Here is an 18,787-nt window from a genome sequence, read left to right on the forward strand (position 1 = left end):
GCTAGCTTTTCTCTTTGCCCAATAGCAACTGGCCGCGCTTGCGGATCGCGGCCTGCGCCATCTCCGCAAAGCGCTGCAACAGCCAGGGCAGCACCACCTGCACCTTGACGTGGTCGTCGGCGACGTCGACCTGTCCCGTCGCGATCTGCCCGAGCGCGCGGATGCGAAAGCTCATGCTGTCGCCGCTCCAGCGCTCCTCCTCGACCTGCATGACGGGAATGCTGGCTGCGGCGCGGCCGAGCCCGGTCTTGAGCCGGCGCACCGCCTCCTCGCGGCCGAGATGGTGCGGAATGGAAACGACAAGCGGTGCTGACATGGGGCTGCCCTGCGGGTAATTGATCTTCAGCTAATCATGCCGGACACAAGGACAAAGGTTCCCGAGGCCTTCGCCAACCCGCCGTGTTTCATATGTGGAACTTTCAAACCTGCGGCAAGTTGCCCTGAGCACAACGTAGCAACCCTTTGACCAAGGGCTGGAGGAGAATTCGCATGTCTATCGGTACGATCATTCTGATCATTCTGGTCATCGCCCTGCTCGGCGGCTTCAGCGGCATCGGCGGCGGCCCGTTCTATGGCACCGGCTATTATGGCGGCGGCGGTCTCGGACTCGTCATCGTCATCCTGCTGATCTTGCTGCTGCTAGGACGAATCTAGAAGCTTTGTAGGGTGGGTTAGCGAAGCGTAACCCACCATGCTTCCACGAATGCTGAACGAAGTTGGTGGGTTACGCCTTCGGCTAACCCACCCTACTTCTTTTTCCCCGCAAGCTTCTTGATAGCCGCCTTGATCGGCGCGGCGGCATCGTCATAACCCTCCCAGGCCTTCGAGCGCACCAGCAGGCCCGGCACCGTTCGTACGGTATAGCGCTTCGGATCGAGATCGCTCTTCACCTGCGCCCAGGTGACGGGCATCGACACGGTCGCGCCATCGCGCGCGCGCGGGGAGAGCGGCGCTACCGCCGTCGACATCCGGTCGTTGCGCAGATAATCCAGGAAGATCTTCCCGTTGCGCAGCTTCTTGGACATGTTGAGCAGATAGCGCTCGGGATCGTCGTCCGCCATCCATTGGCAGACGCCCTGGGCGAAGGCCTTGGCCTCCTTCCAGCTCACCTTGTCCCGCGCGCCATGGAGCAGCGGCACCACCACATGCAGGCCCTTGCCACCCGTGGTCTTGCAGAAGCTGTCCATGCCGAGATCGGTGAGCCGCTGCCGCATCTCCTTCGCAGCCTCGACGACTTCGGTGAATTCGACGTCCGGCGCCGGATCGAGATCGAACACCAGCCGGCCCGGCGTGTCATAAGCGTTGGGCGCGCAATTCCAGGGATGCAGCTCGAGGCCGCCAATCTGCGCGACTGCGGCAAGGCCCTCGACGCGATCGATCTGCAGATACGGCTTGCGATCGCCCGAAACCTTCGCGAGCTCGAGCAGGTTCGAGCTGCCGGGCATGGCATGGCGCTGAAAGAATGTCTCACCACCGATGCCGTCAGGCGCCCGCACGATCGAGCATGGGCGGCCTTTGAGATGTTCGATCATCCAGGAGCCGACGGCCTCGAAATAGCGGGCGAGATCGAGTTTTGTCACGCCCTCGCCGTCACCGCCGTCCGGCCACAGCTCCTTGTCCGGCTTGGAGATCACGACGCCCATCACCTCGGCGCTGGCGTCTTTTCCCTTGCCGGGCTTTGGCGGCACGCGCCGTCCCGTCGAAGGCTTGGCGAGCTCGGTATCGGCGGGCGTTTCCGCCTCGACCTCCTCCGCCGGCTTGTCCTGCCGCAGGCCCTTGAAGGCGGCCTGGCGGATATTGCCGTCGGCGGTGAAGCCGGCGAATTCGATCTCGGCGACGAGTTCCGGCTTCAGCCAGTGCACGTCCCGTGCTTTCTTCGGCGCGTTCTTGCCGCCGAAGGGGCTTTGCTTGGCCTCCATGGCTTTCAGGGAGGGCATGATGCGCTTCACCTTGTCGGCGCCAAAGCCGGTCCCGACCATGCCGACAAAGGCAAGATGATCACCGCGATGCACGCCCGCCATCAGCGAGCGGAATTTTCCATTGGTGGTCTTCCAGCCGCCGATCACGACCTCATGGCCGGCCCGGCATTTCGCCTTGGTCCAGCTTTCTGTGCGTCCCGAACGATAGGGTGCGTCGAGCTTCTTCGACACGATGCCTTCCAGCTCGAGCTTGCAAGCCGATTGCAGTACGGCGTCACCGCCGCTCACGAAATGCTCGACATAGCGGATCTGGCTCGATTTCTTCTTTCGCGCCTCCAGCAATGCCTTGAGGCGGTCCTTGCGTTCGCCGAGCGGCAGACGACGATAATCGAGGCCTTCCGCAAACAAGAGATCGAAGGCGAAGAAGATGAGCTCTTCGGTCTTGCCGTCCGATAGCGCAGCCTGGAGCGAGGAAAAGTTCGGTGCCCCGTTGTGGTCGAGCGCGACGATCTCGCCGTCGATCATGACGTCCGGCAGCGAGCTCGCCTCGTTGGCGATCGCCGAAAACTTCTCTGTCCAGTCGAGACCCTTGCGCGTCTTCAACGTCGCCTTGCCGTCCTCGACGCGGAGTTGCACGCGATAGCCGTCGAACTTGATCTCGTGGCACCAGCCGTCGACCGCCGGCGGACGCTCGACCGAAGCGCAGAGCTGCGGCGCCACGAAATCCGGCATCTCCGAGACTTTGCTGGCGTTGGTCGCTGTCGTGGCTTTCTTCTTCGTTGCCTTGCCGCTCTTCAGCGCCGCGCGTGGCGCCGGCCTGACGGTGCGCCCGTTTGGCTCCTCGACGCGATTGGACTGCCAGACCGCATCTGCCTTGCCCTTGGCGCCCTTCGCCAGCATGAACGGTTTTGGCGCACGGCCTTTACCTCCGGCGATTTGCGCCATGGCGCGGCCGGACGCCACCGACTTGTCCTCGGCCAGGATATCCTGGCCTTCGCTGGCATACTCGTCGCGGTGCTTGATCAGCAGCCAGTTGGTGCGTTTGCCGCCGCTGCGGTCGTTGCGCATGCGCACCAGCACCCAGCTGCCGTGCAGCTTGTCGCCGTGAAGCGTAAACTTGAGGTCGCCCTTCTTGAAGCCGCGTTCGGGGTCCTCGGATTCCCAGGTGCCCCGGTCCCACAGCATGACCGTGCCGCCGCCGTACTGGCCCTCCGGAATCGTGCCTTCGAAATCGCCGTAATCGAGCGGATGGTCTTCGACCTCGACGGCCAGCCGCTTGTCGTGCGGATCGAGCGAGGGCCCTTTCGTCACCGCCCAGGACTTGAAGACGCCGTCGAACTCGAGCCGTAGATCGTAGTGCAGCCGCGTCGCATCGTGCTTCTGGATCACGAAGCGCCGCTGCTTCGAGGGCACCACTGCCGTCTTGCCCGACGGCTCCGGCGTCTTCTCGAAATCACGTTTCTGTCGGTAGGTGGAGAGTTTTCGCAGCACAACCGGTCCCACATTCTCTTATCGGCGTTGAAGCCTATCACGGCAAAAGTCCCAACCGGGAACCAAACCCCCACCGGGCGGTTGGGGTTCCAAATTGCCTTGAAAACGCTGGAGAATGGAATGGCCCCGCGCGCCTATTGGAAGGGAACGTTGAAGCTCTCGCTGGTCAGTTGCCCGGTCGTGCTTTATCCGGCGACCACCGCGGCCGAGAAGACGCGGTTTCACATGATCAACCGCGAGACTGGCAACCGGTTGAAGCAGCAGATGATCGACGCTGAGACCGGCGACGTCGTCGAGAGCGACCAGAAGGGACGCGGCTACGAGCTGCGCAAGGGCAAATATGTCGAGATCGAGCCGGAGGAGCTCGAAGCCGTCCAGATCGAGAGCAACCACACCATCGACATCGAGAGCTTCGTTCCGAGCGACGAGATCGACCAGCGCTATCTCAACCATCCCTATTACGTCGCGCCCGACGGAAAGGCCGCGATCGACGCCTTTGCCGTGATCCGCGATGCCATGAAAGACCAGGATCGCGTGGCGCTGGCCAAAATCGTGCTCACCAATCGCGAGCATATCATCGCGATCGAGCCACTCGGCAAGGGCCTGCTCGGCACCACGCTGCGCTTCCCCTACGAGCTGCGCGACGAGGACCAGTTCTTCGACGACATCAAGAGCCCGAAGATCACCAAGGACATGGTTGAGCTCGCCGGCCATATCCTCCAGACCAAGGCCTCCCATTTCGATCCCAGCAAGTTCAAGGACGAATACGAGACCGCGCTGAAGGCGCTGGTGAAGCGCAAGGCCAGCGGCAAGACAATCGAGTTGCCGGAGCCCGAGGAGCGGCCGAGCAACGTCGTCAGCCTGATGGATGCGTTGAAGCAGAGCTTGAAGGGACGCGGCGGGAAGAAGACGGCGGCGAAGTCGCATGCGCGTCGGGCGAGCGGCGGGCGGCGAGCTGCGAAGAAGACGCCCCGGTCAACGGCGCGGCAGAGGAAGGCGGGGTAACGCTTCTCGGCGCGCCTCACTCTCTCCCCTCATGGTGAGGAGGCGCGAAGCGCCGTCTCGAACCATGCAGGCCTCGCTGCTGCAGCCGGGCCTTCATCCTTCGAGACGCGCGTTCCGCGCTCCTCAGGATGAGGATCGAGGTCCTAATCCCCCGCCCTTAGCCGATACCCGATCCCCGTTTCCGTCAGTACATATTGCGGTCGCTCTGGATCGGCCTCGATCTTCTGGCGAAGCTGGCGGACATAGACGCGCAGATATTGGGCGTCGGTCAGCTCGTCCCAGAGCTCCCTAAGCAGGAAGCGGTGGGTAAGCACCTTGCCGGCGTGCTGCACCAGCACGCGCAAGAGGTCGTATTCCTTCGGCGACAGTTTGACGTCGCGCTCGCCGACCTTGACGATGCGGCGCACCAGATCGACGGAGAGGTCGCCGGTGCGGAACACCGGGCGCTCGCCCTGGACCTGGAGCTGGTGCCGCAGTGCGGCGCGCAGGCGCGCCAGCAGTTCGTCCATGCCGAACGGCTTTGTGAGGTAATCATCGGCGCCGAGATCGAGCGCCTGCACCTTGCCGGCCTCGTCGCCGCGGCTCGACAGCACCACGATCGGCACGGCTTTGTTGCGGGCGCGGATGGTGCGCAGCAGCTCGTGGCCCTGGATGTCGGGCAGGCCGAGATCGAGGATGATCAGCGCGGGGTCTTCGGCGAGCTTCTCCAGCGCGGTCTTGCCGTTCGGCGCCTCCAGAATCTCGTAACCTTGCGTCGTCAGCCCCATCCGCAGCAGCTTGCGGATCGGCGGCTCGTCGTCGATGACCAGCACCTTGATCGGGGCAGCGCTCATGCGGCGGTGTCCAATGCCTGGGTCTGCGCCGGAATGGGCAGACGGATGGTCAGAACCGCGCCGTTCCGGTCGTTGCGATTCCCGGCCGAGATGGTGCCGCCCATCGCCTCGACGAAACCGCGGGAGATGGCGAGCCCCAGCCCGGTGCCGGGACGGACGTGGTCCCCCTTCTGCGCGCGATAGAACTTGTCGAACACGCTCTCGAGCTCGTCGGGCGGAATGCCGCCGCCCTCGTCGACGATCTGAAGCACCACCTGGTTCCGTTCGCGCTGGCTGCGAATTGCGATCGTTGTCTGCGACGGCGAATATTTGGCGGCGTTGTCGAGCAGGTTGAACAGAACCTGCTCGAACAGCACCGCATCGAGCTGGAGCATCGGAAGGTCTGCGGCCAACACCAGCTCGACCGTGTGCGCGGCCAGGATCTTGCCTGCACGCCTCAGCGCGCTGCCGACGATCTCTCCGAGATCATGCAACGCGGTGTTGGGCACGATGGCGCCGGATTCGAGCTTGGTCATGTCGAGCAGATTGGCGATGAAGCGATTGAGCCGTTCCGATTCGTCGATCACGGTGGCGAGCAGGTCGCGCTTCTCGGTGTCGGAGAGCGCGCTGGCGAAATCGCGCATGGTCGAGGCCGCACCTAACACGGATGCGAGCGGCGTCTTCAAGTCATGCGAGATCGAGGTCAACAATGCGGAACGCAACCGCTCGGATTCGACGGTGCGCTTGACGCGATCGACGTCCTCGACCAGCAAGACGCGCTCGATCGCCAACGCGCCCTGGTCGACCAGCGCATCGAGCAGCCGGCGCTGGTCCGGCGTCAGCAACGGGCCGGTGCGGTCATTGTCGATGCCGATGACGCCAATCGGGCCACGCCCGGTGCGCATGGGCAGGAACAGCCGTTTTGCGCCCGGCAACGTGTCCGAGCCGCGCCCTGCGGGGCGGTCGTTGCTCCAGGCCCAATTGGCGGCGGCAAGATCAGCCTGATCGAGATCATCTTCGGGCGGATAGCCCGACTTCACCGTCAGAAGCCCCTCCTCCGGCAGCAACAGCACCACGCGGACCTTCAGCATCAGCGCGGTCTGATAGGCGGCCGCCCAGAGGACGTCGTCGAGCGTACCGGTGCCGGCGAGCTTGCGGCTGAAGGCGTAGAGCTGCTCGGTCATCCTGATCCGGCCGATCGCGCTATCTGCCTGGGTGCGGACGCGGGCTGCGACATTGGAGACGATCATCGCCACCACCATGAACAGGACGAAGGCGGCCACATTGGTCGGATCGGTGATCGTGAAGGTATAGATCGGTGGCAGGAAGAAGAAATTGTACGACAGCGAGGCCGCGACGGTGGCGAGCAGCGACGGCCACAGCCCATAGCGGACCGCAACCGCCACCACGGCCGTGAGCAGCACGAGGTCGACGTTCTCGATGCCGAACCTCGGCTGAAGCAGTTCGGCAGCCCCGAGACCGACCAGCACGATGCCGAGCGCCTTCAGGTAAGGCAGCGGATCGAATGGCTCCAACCGCGCGGCCGTCTGCACCGCGGTTTTCGGCGCCGCCTCATCGGCCAGCTCGTCACCGGGAATGACGTGAACGCTGATATTGCCGGACCGGCGCACGAGATCATGCACCACGGAGCCGCGGGTCATCTCGAACCAGCGCGAGCGCGTCGACTTGCCGATCACGATCTGGGTGACGTTGTTGCCTTGCGCGAAATTGACGACGTCGTCGGCGATGCGGCGGCCGACGGCGGGAATGGTCAGCGCCTCGCCGCCGAGCGCCTCCGCGAGCCGGAGCGTATCGGCCAGCCGGTCGCGCTCCTCGTCCGAAAGCTGAAGCGAACGCCGCGTCTCGATGGAGATCGCCGTGAATGGCGCATGCAGCCGGTCGGCCAGCCTCTTGGTATAGCGCACGAGTCCGGCCGCCCGCGGATCCTCGCTGACGCAAACGAGGATGCGCTCGCCCGCAGCCCAGGGCCCGGCGATGGCGTTCGCCTGCATGTGGGTCAGAAGCTGCTCGTCGACCCGCTCGGCGGTGCGCCGCAAAGCGAGCTCACGCAGCGCAGTGAGATTGCCCGGCGAGAAATAGTGGTCCAGGGCCCGCTCGGCCTGCCTGGGCACGTAGACCTTGCCCTCCTTCAGCCGCTGGATCAAATCATCGGGCGTGAGGTCGATCAGCTCGATCGCGTCGGCTCGGTCGAATATGGAATCCGGCACGGTCTCGCGCACCCGCACATGGGTGATCTGGGCGACGACGTCGTTCAGGCTCTCGATGTGCTGGATGTTGACGGCGGTGTAGACGTCGATGCCGTGGGAGAGCAGCTCCTCGACGTCGAGATAACGTTTGGGATGGCGGCTCCCGGCCGCGTTGGTGTGGGCGAGCTCGTCAACCAGCGCGATTTTCGGACGCCGCGCGATCACCGCGTCGAGGTCCAGCTCCTCGATCACCTGGCCGCGGTAGTCCAGCTTCTTGCGCGGGACCATTTCGAGCCCCTGCACCAGCGCCTCGGTCTCGGCGCGGCCATGGGTTTCGACGAAGCCGACCACGACGTCGATGCCGGCCTTGCGCTTGGCATGGGCGCTTTGCAGCATCTCGTAGGTCTTGCCGACGCCGGGGGCGGCGCCGACGAAGATCTTGAGCTTGCCACTCGCGCTCCCCTCCCGGCGCGCGGCTTCCAGCAGCGCCTCGGGCGACGGACGTTGTTCGGAATCGCGGCGCTCTCGGACCATTTTGCCAATATAATCGTCGGCGCGTCGCGAGCCTAGACCGCTACTTGGCGGCAGCCCGATCCAGCGCGAGGTTCAGCGCCAATACGTTAACGCGGGGTTCGCCGAGCAGGCCGAGCAGACGGCCTTGCGTCGCTGAGACCACGAGCTGCTTCAACGTGTCCTCCGGCATATTCCGGGCCTTGGCGACCCGCGGCACCTGGAATTGCGCGGCTTCCGGCGAGATGTCCGGGTCAAGGCCGCTGGCCGAGGTGGTCACCAGGTCCACCGGCACGGCGGCGTTCGGATTCTCGGCTTTCAGCTTGTCCACGTCTTCCTTCAGCCGGTCGGCCAGCGCCTTGCTGGTCGGGCCGAGGTTGGAGCCGCCCGAATTGGCGGCGTTGTAGGGCGCGGACACCGTCTTGGTCGAATCATTGGGATCCGGCGCTGATGTCGCCGAGGGGCGGCCGTGGAAATATTTGTCGTCCTTGAACTCCTGTCCGATCAGGGCGGAGCCGACCACCTTGCCGTCCTTCTCGATCAGGCTGCCTTGCGCTTTTGCGGGAAAGATCGCGCCGGCAATGCCGGTCATTGCGAGCGGATAGGCCAGGCCCGTGACGGCGGTGAGCACCAGCAAGAGGACGATGGCGGGGCGGATTTCTCTGAGCACGTGAGGTCTCCTATGTCTTCGTCATGGCCGGCGGCGGCTTGCGCCGCGCCGCGACGGTCAAGCCAGGTGCAACGCGGTGACGACGAGGTCGATCGCCTTGATGCCGATGAAGGGAATGACGATGCCGCCGAGGCCATAGATCAGCAGGTTGCGGCGGAGTAGCGCGCCGGCACCGACCGCGCGATAGGCGACGCCCTTCAGCGCCAGCGGAATCAGGGCGATGATGATCAGCGCGTTGAAGATGATCGCCGACAGGATGGCGCTCTGCGGGCTCGACAGGTTCATGACGTTGAGCACGTTGAGCTGCGGGTAGAACGCCAAAAACATCGCCGGGATGATCGCAAAGTATTTTGCGACGTCGTTGGCGATCGAGAACGTCGTCAGCGCGCCGCGCGTCATCAGCAACTGCTTGCCGATCTCCACCACCTCGATCAGCTTGGTCGGGTTGGAATCGAGGTCGACCATGTTGCCGGCCTCGCGGGCGGCCTGGGTGCCGGTGTTCATGGCGACACCGACGTCGGCCTGCGCGAGCGCGGGCGCGTCGTTGGTGCCGTCACCGCACATGGCGACCAGCTTCCCTTTGGCCTGCTCGTCGCGGATCAGCTTGAGCTTGTCCTCGGGCGTTGCCTGCGCCAGGAAGTCGTCGACGCCTGCTTCCGCCGCAATCGCAGCGGCCGTCATCGGATTATCCCCGGTGATCATGACGGTACGGATGCCCATACGGCGCAGCTCGGCGAAACGCTCGCGGATGCCGCCCTTGACGATGTCCTTGAGCTGGATGACGCCGAGCAGGCGGCCGTCCCTGGCGACTGCCAGCGGCGTACCGCCGGCTTTAGAGATCTCGTCGGCAATGGTCTGAATCTCGCGACCGATGTCCGAGAGCCCGGCGGGCTGAAGCGCCCGCGCGGTATTGCCGGAAGCAACCGCCAGCGGCGCACCGCCACCGACATAGTTCAGCATGGCATCGACCGCGCCCTTGCGCACCGACGAGCCGCCGCCATCGACCCCGCTCATGCGGGTCTGCGCCGTGAACGGGATGAAGGTGGCCCCTAGCTCGGCCATGTCGCGGCCGCGGATACCGTATTTCTCCTTGGCCAGCACCACGATGGAACGGCCTTCTGGTGTTTCGTCGGCGAGCGAGGCGAGCTGGGCCGCGTCCGCAAGCTCCCGCTCGGTGACGCCGCGCACGGGACGGAACGCGGTGGCCTGGCGGTTACCGAGCGTGATCGTCCCGGTCTTGTCGAGCAACAGCGTATCGACGTCGCCGGCGGCCTCGACAGCACGACCGGACATCGCCAGCACGTTGAAGCGGACCAGGCGGTCCATTCCGGCGATGCCGATCGCCGACAGCAGCGCGCCGATCGTGGTCGGAATCAGGGTCACGAACAGCGCGACCAGCACGACCACCGAGATCGAGCCGCCGGCATAGGCCGCATAGCTCGGAATGGTGACGGTGGCGAACACGAAGATGATGGTCAATCCCGCGAGCAGAATATTGAGCGCGATCTCGTTCGGCGTCTTCGCCCGCTCTGCGCCCTCGACCAGCCTGATCATGCGATCGATGAAGGTCGAGCCTTGAGCTGCCGTGATGCGGACACGGATGCAGTCGGACAGCACCTGGGTGCCGCCGGTTACCGCCGAGCGGTCGCCGCCGGATTCGCGGATCACGGGTGCGGATTCGCCGGTGATGGCGGCCTCGTTGACGGAGGCGACGCCCTCGATCACCTCGCCATCGGAGGGGATGACGTCGCCGGCCTCGACCAGCACGATGTCACCGACCTTGAGGCTGGTACCCGGCACGAGATTGAAGGCCTGGCCAGCGCCGGTCAGCAGCTTGGCCTGGCTCTCGGTGCGGGTCTTGCGCAGCGAATCGGCCTGCGCCTTGCCGCGGCCTTCGGCGACCGCTTCGGCGAAGTTGGCGAACAGCACCGTGAACCACAGCCAGAGGATGATCTGGAAGGTGAAGCCGAGATTGGCGCCGCCGGTGACGGCATCGCGCAGGAAGATCACGGTCGTGAGCGCGGCCACGATCTCGACCACGAACATCACGGGGTTCCTGATCATCGCGCGCGGATCGAGCTTGGTGAAGGACGCGCGGATCGCCGGCATGACGATCTTGGGATCGAGCATCGCCGAGACGGAAGCGCGCTTTTGCAGTTTCATCGTATCCATGGAGGTCACTCCAACAATCAAAAGGCTGTCGATCAGAACATTTGGCCGGCGTTCATCGCGAGATGCTCGACGATCGGGCCGAGCGCGAGTGCCGGAAAGTAGGTCAGGCCGCCGATGATCAGGATCACGCCGACGACAAGGCCGACGAACAGGCCGCCCGTGGTCGGGAGGGTGCCCGCCGACGGCGGGATGGATTTCTTGGCCGCCAGCGAACCCGCGATCGCCATCGCCGGAATGATCATGAAGAAGCGGCCCACGAACATCGCGCTTGCGAGCGTGAGGTTGTAGAAGAACGTGTTGCCGGTGAGGCCCGCGAAGGCCGAGCCGTTGTTGCCGGTCGCCGACGTGAAGGCGTAGAGCACCTCGGTGAAGCCGTGCGGCCCGGCATTCGTCATCGAGGCGACGGCAGGCGGATAGACCACGCCGACCGCGGTCCAGCCGAGATACATCAGCGGCAGCACCAGGATCGCGAGCATGGCCATCTTGACCTCGCGCGCCTCGATCTTCTTGCCGACATATTCCGGCGTTCGGCCGACCATCAGGCCCGCGACGAAGATCGCGAGCACGACGAACAGCAGCATGCCGTAGAGGCCGGCGCCGACGCCGCCGACGATGATCTCGCCGAGCTGCATGTTGATCAGCGGGATCATGCCGCCGAGCGCGGTAAAACTGTCATGCATGGCGTTGACCGCGCCGCAGGAGGCGGCCGTCGTGATCACGGCGAACAGCGAGGATGCGACGATGCCGAAGCGGACCTCCTTGCCCTCCATGTTGCCGCCGGTCAGGCCGAGCGCATGGAGCGTCGAGGTGCCGCTGGCTTCCGCCCAGTAGGTGACGGCGACGCCTGCGACGAACAGCACACCCATGACGGCCAGAATCGCCCAGCCCTGGCGCTGGTTGCCGACCATGCGGCCGAACACGTTGGTCAGCGCGGCGCCGAGTGCGAAGATCGAGAGCATCTGCACGAAGTTGGACAGCGCGGTCGGATTCTCGAAGGGATGCGCGGCGTTGGCGTTGAAGAAGCCGCCGCCATTGGTGCCCAGCATCTTGATCGCGACCTGCGAGGCGACCGGGCCGACCGCGATGGTCTGCTTGGCGCCTTCGAGCGTGGTCGCCTCGACATAATCGCCGAGCGTCTGCGGCATGCCCTGCGAAACGAGGAACAGCGTGTAGACGACGGAGATCGGCAGCAGCACATAAAGCGTCGTGCGAGTGACGTCGACCCAGAAATTGCCGACCGTGCGCATCGAGGCGCGCGAGAAGCCGCGGATCAGGGCCACTGCGAGCGCGATGCCGGTCGCCGCCGAGAGGAAATTCTGGTGCGTTAGACCCACCATCTGAACCAGATATGAGATCGTGCTCTCGCCGCCGTAGTTCTGCCAGTTGGTGTTGGTGATGAAGGAGATCGCGGTGTTGAAGGAGAGATCCTCAGCGACCGCCCCCTGTCCTGCCGGGTTGAAGGGCAGTATCGCCTGAAGCCGCATCACACCGTAGATGATGAGGAAGCCGCCGACATGGAACAGCAGCATGGAGACGGTATAGGTCAGCCAATGCTGCTCGCGCCTCTCGTCGACGCCTGAGAACCAGTAGATGCCAGCCTCGATCGGGCGCAGCACCGGCGACAGGAACGTGCGCTCGCCGTTGAACACGCGCGTCATGTACCAGCCGAGCGGTTTTGTGAGCGCGACAATGATGACGCAATAGAGAATGATCTGGAGCCAACCGATCGCAGTCATGGCATTAACCCTTCAGGCTTTGTGTCCGGCGCAGAAGCGGCAGGAGCACCGTCAGCAGACCCGCGACGAGCGCGGCATCCGCCAGCAGCAATTCGAGAAGCAGCAGCACGGGTCAGAACCGCTCGGGCCGCAGCAGCGCATAGGTGAGGTAGGTCAGAAGGCCGAACGAGACGACGCCGGCGAGCGCATAATCGAAGATCATGGTCCGCTCCCTCACAGCCGTTCGCAGGCGTAGCTGTAGCCTATCGCGAGCGCAAAGAAGCCGAAGCCCAGCGCCAGCATCAGAATGTCCATCATGGGATTTCTCCTCGCCGCGTCCTCATGCCCGGCGCAGCCTCTTCTCGGGGACCCGGCGAAGCTCGAAGGAAACGCATGCGCATTTCCAGAGGCGACAGCCGGGACTTTTGACCGTGCTGAAGTGCCACCACAAGCATAGGTTTTCGAGATGACCGCAAAGGCGAAGTTATAGGAATCTCATAAAGGCCAGGGGTTGGCGCCGAACTGCAAAGGCCCCGCACTTATGAAACCTCTATATCTCTCGTTCTTTCCTCATCTCGTTTTCAAATGCCGTTTTGGCCATCATGGAGCGGCCGGCCGACTGACCAACGCCAATTCCAGGAGGCCTGACATGACCGCCGCACTTGGACGCCACGCCCCATCCTCGTTCAGTGAACGCCTGCGCAACGCGCATGCGATGACACGGCCGTTGATGCTCGACATCATCGAAAACGCCTGCCGGCGCTTCCCCTCGCTCGGCCAAAGCGAACGCACCACCCGCGTCATGCGCCTGATCGACGTCGAGGCCTGGGCCGATGCGGCACTGGCGCTGATGGAGCTCGAGCTGCCGATGTGGCAGGTCCGCCGCATCGCCTATGACGAGGGCGAGTGGCATTGCGCGCTCTCGCGCGAGCGCGAGCTGCCGGACTGGCTGGATGCCGCGGTCGAGGCGCACCACGCCGACCTCGCGCTCGCTCTGCTGTTGGCCTTCATTGAAGTCCAGGCCCTGGCCGCGGACGTGTCACGGCCGACCGTTGCTTCGATTCGGCCTGTGCATGATCCGCTTTACGAGCCGCTCGCCCTGCGACAATTTCGGCTAGGCACAGGATTAATACCGTGTCGCAAGCTCCGGACATGCCGCGCGCGCTGATCTGGGCGGCATCCTGACGCTGGTGATCACGCTTCTGGCGCGTGGGCTCGGCGTATAACCCTCACCTCGCCGCCTCCGCCTCGATCAGCCGCGCCAATTCTGCCGCCGTGACCTCGATCGACCGACCGCTGCGCTCGACGCGGGCCTGGATCAGCGCGCCCTGAAGCGCCGACGTGCAGAGCACGGCAAGCGCTTCCGCGCGAGATCTAACGAAGCCGTCCGCGAGAAGCTTGTCGCGCAGGATGGACAATCGCGCCGCATAAGCCTTGCGGCCGGCATCGGACACGGCACGCTCGCGCGGCGCGAGTTCGAGCAGCACGGTCGTGATCGGGCAGCCATTGCGAAAGCCGGAGCCCTGCATCCAGCCCGCCAGCAATCTCGCGTGCGCCCGCAAGAGGTCGCCGGTCGAGCCGCACTCTTCCGCGAGCTTGGCGACCGTCGCCGCGACGCGACGGCCCGCCTCCTCCACCGCCGCCACCGCGATCGAGGATTTTCCGTCCGGAAAGTAGTGGTAGAGCGAGCCCTTCGGCGCACCGCTGACATCGACGATGTCGTTCAGTCCGGTCCGGGCAAAGCCCTGGCGGCGGAACAGAGTCACCGCCGCATTGATGATGGGCTGGCGGTGTTTTGGCACGGCCGGCATGGCGCGCTCCTCCGATCGGAAATTATATTGATTGGTCTACATCAGCCTCCGACAGTCAAGGTCTGACAACGACCGGGAGAGGCAGATGCCAAAGAGAGTGAGCTACGAACTGAATGACGGCGTGGCACGGATCGCGCTCGACGACGGCAAGGTCAATGTGATGTCGACCACCATGCTGGGCGAAATCGGAGCCGCCTTCGACCGCGCCGAGACCGAGGCCGGGATCGTGGTGCTGCGCTCGGCGCGGCCGGACATCTTCTCCGCGGGCTTCGATCTGAAGGTGTTCGCCTCCGGCGATGCCGCCGGGAGCCTCGATATGGTCCGTGCCGGGGCGGAGCTTGCGCTCCGGCTGATGTCGTTTCCGCATCCGACCATCGGCGTGATGGAGGGCCATGCCTTTCCGATGGGAACGTTCCTGCTGCTTGCCTGCGACGTCAGGCTGGGCGCGCGCGGGCCGCACCGCATGGGGCTGAACGAGGTCGCGATCGGCATTGCGCCGCCGACCTTCGCCATCGAGCTTGCCCGCAGCCGCCTGCATCCGGCCTGGCTCAGCCGCACCGTCATCCTGGGTGAGATGTACGAGCCCGAGGAGGCGTTGACGGCGGGTTTCCTCGATCGCGTGGTTGCGCCTGAGGCCATCGACCGCATCCTTGAGGAGGTCATCGCTTCATTGCGCGCGATCCACAAGCCGTCGCATGCGACCGCCAAAAAGCGCCTGCGCCAGCCGGCCATGGATGCCATGCGCACGGCGATCGAGCGGGAGTTGACCATGGCTGCCTACGAGGCGAGCAGCCGCGCCCGCAAGCAGGTCGCGATGCCGGCCTGAGGCCGCGTAGACCCGCGGAAAAAACCCGGCCGATCTGGCGCAATTCCAGGGAAACGTGTAGATCGGCTTCATGAGCACCAGCAACATCAACGTCGTCGCCCACCCTCTGGTCCAGCACAAGCTCTCCCTCATGCGGGAGAAGGACCGCTCGACCAAGAGCTTTCGCGAGATCCTGAACGAGATCGGGATGCTGCTCGGTTACGAGGTGACGCGCGACCTGCCGCTGGAGCTGGTCGGGATCGAGACGCCAATTGCGCCGATGCAGGCGCCCAAGATCGCGGGCAAGAAGCTCACGCTGGCGCCGATCCTGCGCGCGGGTGTCGGCTTCCTCGACGGCATGCTGGCGCTGATGCCCTCGGCGCGCGTCGCCCATATCGGGCTCTACCGCGACCCCGAGACGTTGCAGGCCGTGGAATATTACTTCAAGGCGCCGCAGGACCTCTCCGACCGCACCGTGATCCTGATGGACCCGATGCTGGCGACCGGCAACTCGGCCTGCGCCGGCGCCTCGCTGCTGAAGGCGCGCGGCGCCCGCGACATCCGCTTCGTCTGCCTGTTGGCCGCGCCCGAGGGCATCGCGCAGTTCCAGAGCGAGCATCCCGACGTGCCGGTCTGGACCGCCGCGATCGATGAACGTCTCAACGACCACGGTTACATCGTGCCGGGCCTTGGTGACGCCGGCGACCGGATGTTCGGCACCAAGTAGACAGGTTTGCGCGATCGGGTTAGTCCGGTTGCCATGAGCGCCAACGCATTTTCGCTGCAATCGCTGATCGGCACCGAGCAAGCCGCCGATCCCGCCTTCGTGTTCGAGGGCGCGCCAGTCTCGCGCGCGGAATTTTCAGAAAGGGTCGAGCAGACCGCCGCCTGGCTTGCCGCGCAGGGCATCGGCAAGGGCGATGTGGTCGCGGTCTGGCTGGTCAACCGGATCGAATGGATCGCGCTGCTGTTTGCCGCCGCCCGGCTCGGGGCAATCGTCGCCGCTGTCAACACCCGCTACCGCAGCGCGGAGGTCGCGCATCTCCTCAAGCTGTCCGGTGCCAGGCTGATGGTGGTCGAGGCCGCGTTCCGCTCGATCGACTTTGCCGCTATTCTTGCCGACGTTGCCAAGGCCGACGTGCCCGCGCTTCAACGGCTTGCATTTGTGGGTGCGGATGAGATTCCCAGCCCAATTCCCGGCTCATGGCCATGCGTGCGTTTCGATGCCTTCGACAGGCCCTGTCCGCCGGCTCCGCCGCCGCAAAACGATTTCGACCTGCCGGTGCTGCTCTACACGACATCAGGCACGACCAAAGGGCCAAAACTGGTCGCGCATTCGCAGCGGACGCTGGCCACGCACGCCGCCTCCGTCGCCAAAGCGCTAAAACTCTCGCCGCGACGCCATTCCTTGCTGGCCATGCTGCCGTTCTGCGGCACCTTTGGCATGACGAGCCTGCTCGGCTTCATCGCGGCGGGCGCGACCGTCCATGTGCTCGACGCCTTCGAGGCGGCACCGGCGCTGAGGACTCTCGGCGAGTGCGGGATCACGCACGCCTTTGGCTCGGACGAGATGTTCCGCCGTATCCTCGCCCTCACCGAGGCGCGGCGTCCGTTTCCACGTCTCGAAATCTGTGGCTTTGCCGCGTTCCAGCCGGGCTGGCGCCAGCTCGCCGCGGAGGCCGAGGCGCGCGGCATGCCGCTGTTCGGCCTCTACGGTTCGAGCGAGGTGCAGGCCCTGTTCTCGATCGCTCGCTCCAGTGATGTCTTCGCCGATCGCATCGAGGGCGGCGGCTGGCCGATGTCACCCGACGCAACGGTCCGCGTGCGCGACATGGAGACAGGTGAGCTTGCGGCCCAAGGCGTCTCCGGCGAGATCGAGATCAGCGCACCGTCGCGCTTCCTCGGCTATTTCAACAATCCCGAGGCAACACGCGATGCGGTCACGGCCGACGGTTTCTTCCGCACCGGCGACATCGGCCGGCTCCGCGGCGACGGCTCGTTCGTTTACGAAACCCGCGCGGGTGATGCGATGCGGCTCGGCGGCTTCCTGGTTGCGCCCGGCGAGATCGAGGACGAGCTGAAATCGTGCGCTGGCGTGGCCGACGCCCAGGTGGTTGCAATCGACCTGAAGGGACAGGCACGCTGCGTTGCCTTCGTGATCGCGGCCCAAGGGCCTCAAACAGAGCCGCCGCAGCAGGAGACGCTGACTGCCCGCCTGCGCGAGCGGCTCGCCGGCTACAAGGTGCCAGCACGGATCTATGTCGTGGACGCCTTCCCCGTCACCGACAGTGCCAACGGCGTCAAGATCCAGCGCGCCCGGCTTCGGGCCATGGCAATGGACCGGATCGCAGCCGAATAGGCCTTCGGAGCAACCGGCTTAGTACGACTTGGCGAGGCCCAGCACCTTTTCCGCGATGAAGCTGAGCGCAAGCTGCGGGCTGACCGGCGCGATGCGCGGGACCAGACTTTCGCGCAAATAGCGCTCGACGTGAAACTCCTTGGCATAGCCGAAACCGCCATGGGTCATCACCGATTGCTCGCAGGCATGGTATCCGGCCTCGCCGGCAAGATATTTTGCGGCATTGGCAGCGGCGCCGCAGGGCAAGCCTTTGTCATATTGCCAGGCCGCCGACATCACCATCAGCCAGGCCGCCTCGAGCTCGACCCAGTTCACGGCCAGCGGATGCTGGATACCCTGGTTCTTGCCGATCGGCCGGTTGAAGACAATTCGCGTCTTGGCATATTCGCTTGCGCGCGACAGCGCGACCTTGCCGAGACCCACCGCTTCCGCCGCGATCAGAATCCGCTCCGGGTTCATGCCTTCGAGGATGTACTGGAAACCCTTGCCCTCTTCGCCGATCCGGTCCTCCATCGGAATTTCAAAGTCCTCGAAGAACAGCTCGTTGGAATCAACGCTCTTGCGGCCCATCTTCTCGATCTCGTGGACCTTGATCTTTTTGCGGTCGAAGTCGGTATAGAACAGGCTCAAACCGTGCGTTGGGGAGCGCACCTCCTCCAGCGGCGTGGTGCGCGCCAACAGCAAAATCTTGTGCGCGACCTGCGCGGTGGAGATCCACACCTTCTGGCCGTTGACGATGTAGCGGTCGTTCTTGGCGACCGCACGGGTCTTGAGCTGCGTGGTGTTGAGCCCGGTGTTAGGCTCGGTGACGGCGAAGCACGCCTTCTCGCGGCCTTCGACCATCGGCGGCAGCATGCGCTTGCGCTGCTCCTCGGTGCCGAACACGACGACGGGGTTGAGGCCGAACACGTTGATGTGCACCGCGGAGGCGCCGGACATGCCGGCGCCGGATTCCGCTATCGTGCGCATCATGATCGCGGCTTCGGTGATGCCGAGCCCCGAGCCGCCATAGGCTTCCGGCACGCAGATGCCGAGCCAGCCGGCGTCAGCCAGCGCCTTGTGGAAGTCGTGCGGGAAGCCGCCGTCGTGGTCCTTCTTAAGCCAGTAGGCATCGGGAAAGCCTTCGCAGATCTTGGCGATGGCGTCGCGAATGGCTTCCTGCTGGTCGGTGAGCGCGAAATCCATGTTCTTGATCTCCTGCTTGGGAGCCGCGACCACGCATTCTCCCTTCTCGTCGCGTTCCCGATGCAAGGGCCGTGGCCGATTGCTGCGCCCGGACGTGCCCTCGCTTGCGTTGTTTAACGCGAAAAA

The 18,787-nt window shown here is 64.7% G+C and carries 16 protein-coding genes; 6 read left to right on the plus strand and 10 right to left on the minus strand.

The window, feature by feature from the left end:
- Position 1: 1 nt before the first annotated feature.
- The gene (locus tag IVB31_RS27660; RefSeq protein WP_247330303.1) at positions 2-316 is read right to left on the minus strand and encodes a polyhydroxyalkanoic acid system family protein; all 315 of its coding nucleotides are present in this window, start codon (positions 314-316) and stop codon (positions 2-4) included.
- Positions 317-489: 173 nt separating this feature from the next.
- Between IVB31_RS27660 and IVB31_RS27665 the strand changes: the two genes are divergently transcribed.
- Entirely contained in the window at positions 490-654 is a 165-nt protein-coding gene (locus IVB31_RS27665) for a DUF3309 family protein (RefSeq protein ID WP_007595743.1), read from the plus strand.
- 92 nt (positions 655-746) lie between these two features.
- Here IVB31_RS27665 and ligD read toward each other — a convergent pair whose 3' ends face one another.
- Positions 747-3,410: a DNA ligase D gene (gene ligD / locus IVB31_RS27670; protein WP_247330305.1), complete on the minus strand. Its 2,664-nt coding sequence runs from the start codon at positions 3,408-3,410 to the stop codon at positions 747-749.
- 120 nt (positions 3,411-3,530) lie between these two features.
- On the opposite strand from ligD, the gene IVB31_RS27675 reads away from it, so the two are divergent.
- Entirely contained in the window at positions 3,531-4,415 is an 885-nt protein-coding gene (locus tag IVB31_RS27675; protein ID WP_247330307.1) for a Ku protein, read from the plus strand.
- Between the two features lie 143 nt (positions 4,416-4,558).
- Here the strand turns inward: IVB31_RS27675 and IVB31_RS27680 are convergent, their stop codons facing one another.
- From IVB31_RS27680 to IVB31_RS27705, 6 genes are all read right to left on the minus strand, one after another.
- Positions 4,559-5,248 (minus strand): response regulator transcription factor, encoded by a 690-nt coding sequence (locus IVB31_RS27680; RefSeq protein ID WP_247330309.1) that lies wholly within the window; start codon positions 5,246-5,248, stop codon positions 4,559-4,561.
- Positions 5,245-7,968, minus strand: a complete 2,724-nt coding sequence (locus IVB31_RS27685) for a sensor histidine kinase KdpD (RefSeq protein ID WP_247330311.1) — start codon at positions 7,966-7,968, stop codon at positions 5,245-5,247. Before IVB31_RS27685 ends, IVB31_RS27680 begins: the two co-directional genes overlap by 4 nt.
- Before the next feature lie 40 nt (positions 7,969-8,008).
- Positions 8,009-8,614, minus strand: a complete 606-nt coding sequence (locus tag IVB31_RS27690) for a K(+)-transporting ATPase subunit C (protein ID WP_247330315.1) — start codon at positions 8,612-8,614, stop codon at positions 8,009-8,011.
- 57 nt (positions 8,615-8,671) lie between these two features.
- A complete protein-coding gene (gene kdpB / locus IVB31_RS27695; protein WP_247330318.1) occupies positions 8,672-10,786 on the minus strand; it encodes a potassium-transporting ATPase subunit KdpB in 2,115 nt (704 codons plus the stop codon).
- Between the two features lie 32 nt (positions 10,787-10,818).
- A complete protein-coding gene (kdpA, locus tag IVB31_RS27700) occupies positions 10,819-12,522 on the minus strand; it encodes a potassium-transporting ATPase subunit KdpA (RefSeq protein ID WP_247330321.1) in 1,704 nt (567 codons plus the stop codon).
- Between the two features lie 112 nt (positions 12,523-12,634).
- Positions 12,635-12,724: a K(+)-transporting ATPase subunit F gene (locus IVB31_RS27705; RefSeq protein WP_247330324.1), complete on the minus strand. Its 90-nt coding sequence runs from the start codon at positions 12,722-12,724 to the stop codon at positions 12,635-12,637.
- A 426-nt stretch (positions 12,725-13,150) separates the two neighbouring features.
- Between IVB31_RS27705 and IVB31_RS27710 the strand changes: the two genes are divergently transcribed.
- On the plus strand, positions 13,151-13,669 hold the full coding sequence (locus IVB31_RS27710; RefSeq protein ID WP_247330326.1) for a hypothetical protein: 519 nt from the start codon (positions 13,151-13,153) through the stop codon (positions 13,667-13,669).
- Between the two features lie 61 nt (positions 13,670-13,730).
- On the opposite strand, the gene IVB31_RS27715 is transcribed toward IVB31_RS27710, so the two are convergent.
- Entirely contained in the window at positions 13,731-14,312 is a 582-nt protein-coding gene (locus IVB31_RS27715) for a TetR/AcrR family transcriptional regulator (RefSeq protein ID WP_247330329.1), read from the minus strand.
- A gap of 85 nt (positions 14,313-14,397) precedes the next feature.
- Here IVB31_RS27715 and IVB31_RS27720 point away from each other — a divergent pair, with 85 nt between their 5' ends.
- From IVB31_RS27720 to IVB31_RS27730, 3 genes are all read left to right on the plus strand, one after another.
- A complete protein-coding gene (locus IVB31_RS27720; protein WP_247330331.1) occupies positions 14,398-15,138 on the plus strand; it encodes a crotonase/enoyl-CoA hydratase family protein in 741 nt (246 codons plus the stop codon).
- Positions 15,139-15,208: 70 nt separating this feature from the next.
- Entirely contained in the window at positions 15,209-15,844 is a 636-nt protein-coding gene (gene upp, locus IVB31_RS27725) for a uracil phosphoribosyltransferase (protein WP_247330333.1), read from the plus strand.
- Between the two features lie 33 nt (positions 15,845-15,877).
- On the plus strand, positions 15,878-17,476 hold the full coding sequence (locus tag IVB31_RS27730; RefSeq protein WP_247330335.1) for an AMP-binding protein: 1,599 nt from the start codon (positions 15,878-15,880) through the stop codon (positions 17,474-17,476).
- 18 nt (positions 17,477-17,494) lie between these two features.
- On the opposite strand, the gene IVB31_RS27735 is transcribed toward IVB31_RS27730, so the two are convergent.
- Entirely contained in the window at positions 17,495-18,661 is a 1,167-nt protein-coding gene (locus tag IVB31_RS27735) for an acyl-CoA dehydrogenase family protein (RefSeq protein WP_247330606.1), read from the minus strand.
- Between the last annotated feature and the right edge of the window lie 126 nt (positions 18,662-18,787).

This window comes from Bradyrhizobium sp. 21 (genome assembly GCF_023073335.1).
Taxonomy (GTDB): domain Bacteria; phylum Pseudomonadota; class Alphaproteobacteria; order Rhizobiales; family Xanthobacteraceae; genus Bradyrhizobium.

What these genes read in the sequence shown, in the direction of transcription:
- IVB31_RS27675 (WP_247330307.1), top strand. Translation starts at nt 3,531, where the DNA reads ATGGCCCCGCGCGCCTATTGGAAGGGAACGTTGAAGCTCTCGCTGGTC.
- kdpA (WP_247330321.1), bottom strand. Translation starts at nt 12,522, where the DNA reads ATGACTGCGATCGGTTGGCTCCAGATCATTCTCTATTGCGTCATCATT.
- IVB31_RS27685 (WP_247330311.1), bottom strand. Translation starts at nt 7,968, where the DNA reads ATGGTCCGAGAGCGCCGCGATTCCGAACAACGTCCGTCGCCCGAGGCG.
- IVB31_RS27720 (WP_247330331.1), top strand. Translation starts at nt 14,398, where the DNA reads ATGCCAAAGAGAGTGAGCTACGAACTGAATGACGGCGTGGCACGGATC.
- IVB31_RS27730 (WP_247330335.1), top strand. Translation starts at nt 15,878, where the DNA reads ATGAGCGCCAACGCATTTTCGCTGCAATCGCTGATCGGCACCGAGCAA.
- IVB31_RS27705 (WP_247330324.1), bottom strand. Translation starts at nt 12,724, where the DNA reads ATGATCTTCGATTATGCGCTCGCCGGCGTCGTCTCGTTCGGCCTTCTG.
- IVB31_RS27710 (WP_247330326.1), top strand. Translation starts at nt 13,151, where the DNA reads ATGACCGCCGCACTTGGACGCCACGCCCCATCCTCGTTCAGTGAACGC.
- IVB31_RS27665 (WP_007595743.1), top strand. Translation starts at nt 490, where the DNA reads ATGTCTATCGGTACGATCATTCTGATCATTCTGGTCATCGCCCTGCTC.
- upp (WP_247330333.1), top strand. Translation starts at nt 15,209, where the DNA reads ATGAGCACCAGCAACATCAACGTCGTCGCCCACCCTCTGGTCCAGCAC.
- IVB31_RS27660 (WP_247330303.1), bottom strand. Translation starts at nt 316, where the DNA reads ATGTCAGCACCGCTTGTCGTTTCCATTCCGCACCATCTCGGCCGCGAG.
- IVB31_RS27715 (WP_247330329.1), bottom strand. Translation starts at nt 14,312, where the DNA reads ATGCCGGCCGTGCCAAAACACCGCCAGCCCATCATCAATGCGGCGGTG.
- kdpB (WP_247330318.1), bottom strand. Translation starts at nt 10,786, where the DNA reads ATGGATACGATGAAACTGCAAAAGCGCGCTTCCGTCTCGGCGATGCTC.
- IVB31_RS27735 (WP_247330606.1), bottom strand. Translation starts at nt 18,661, where the DNA reads ATGGATTTCGCGCTCACCGACCAGCAGGAAGCCATTCGCGACGCCATC.
- IVB31_RS27680 (WP_247330309.1), bottom strand. Translation starts at nt 5,248, where the DNA reads ATGAGCGCTGCCCCGATCAAGGTGCTGGTCATCGACGACGAGCCGCCG.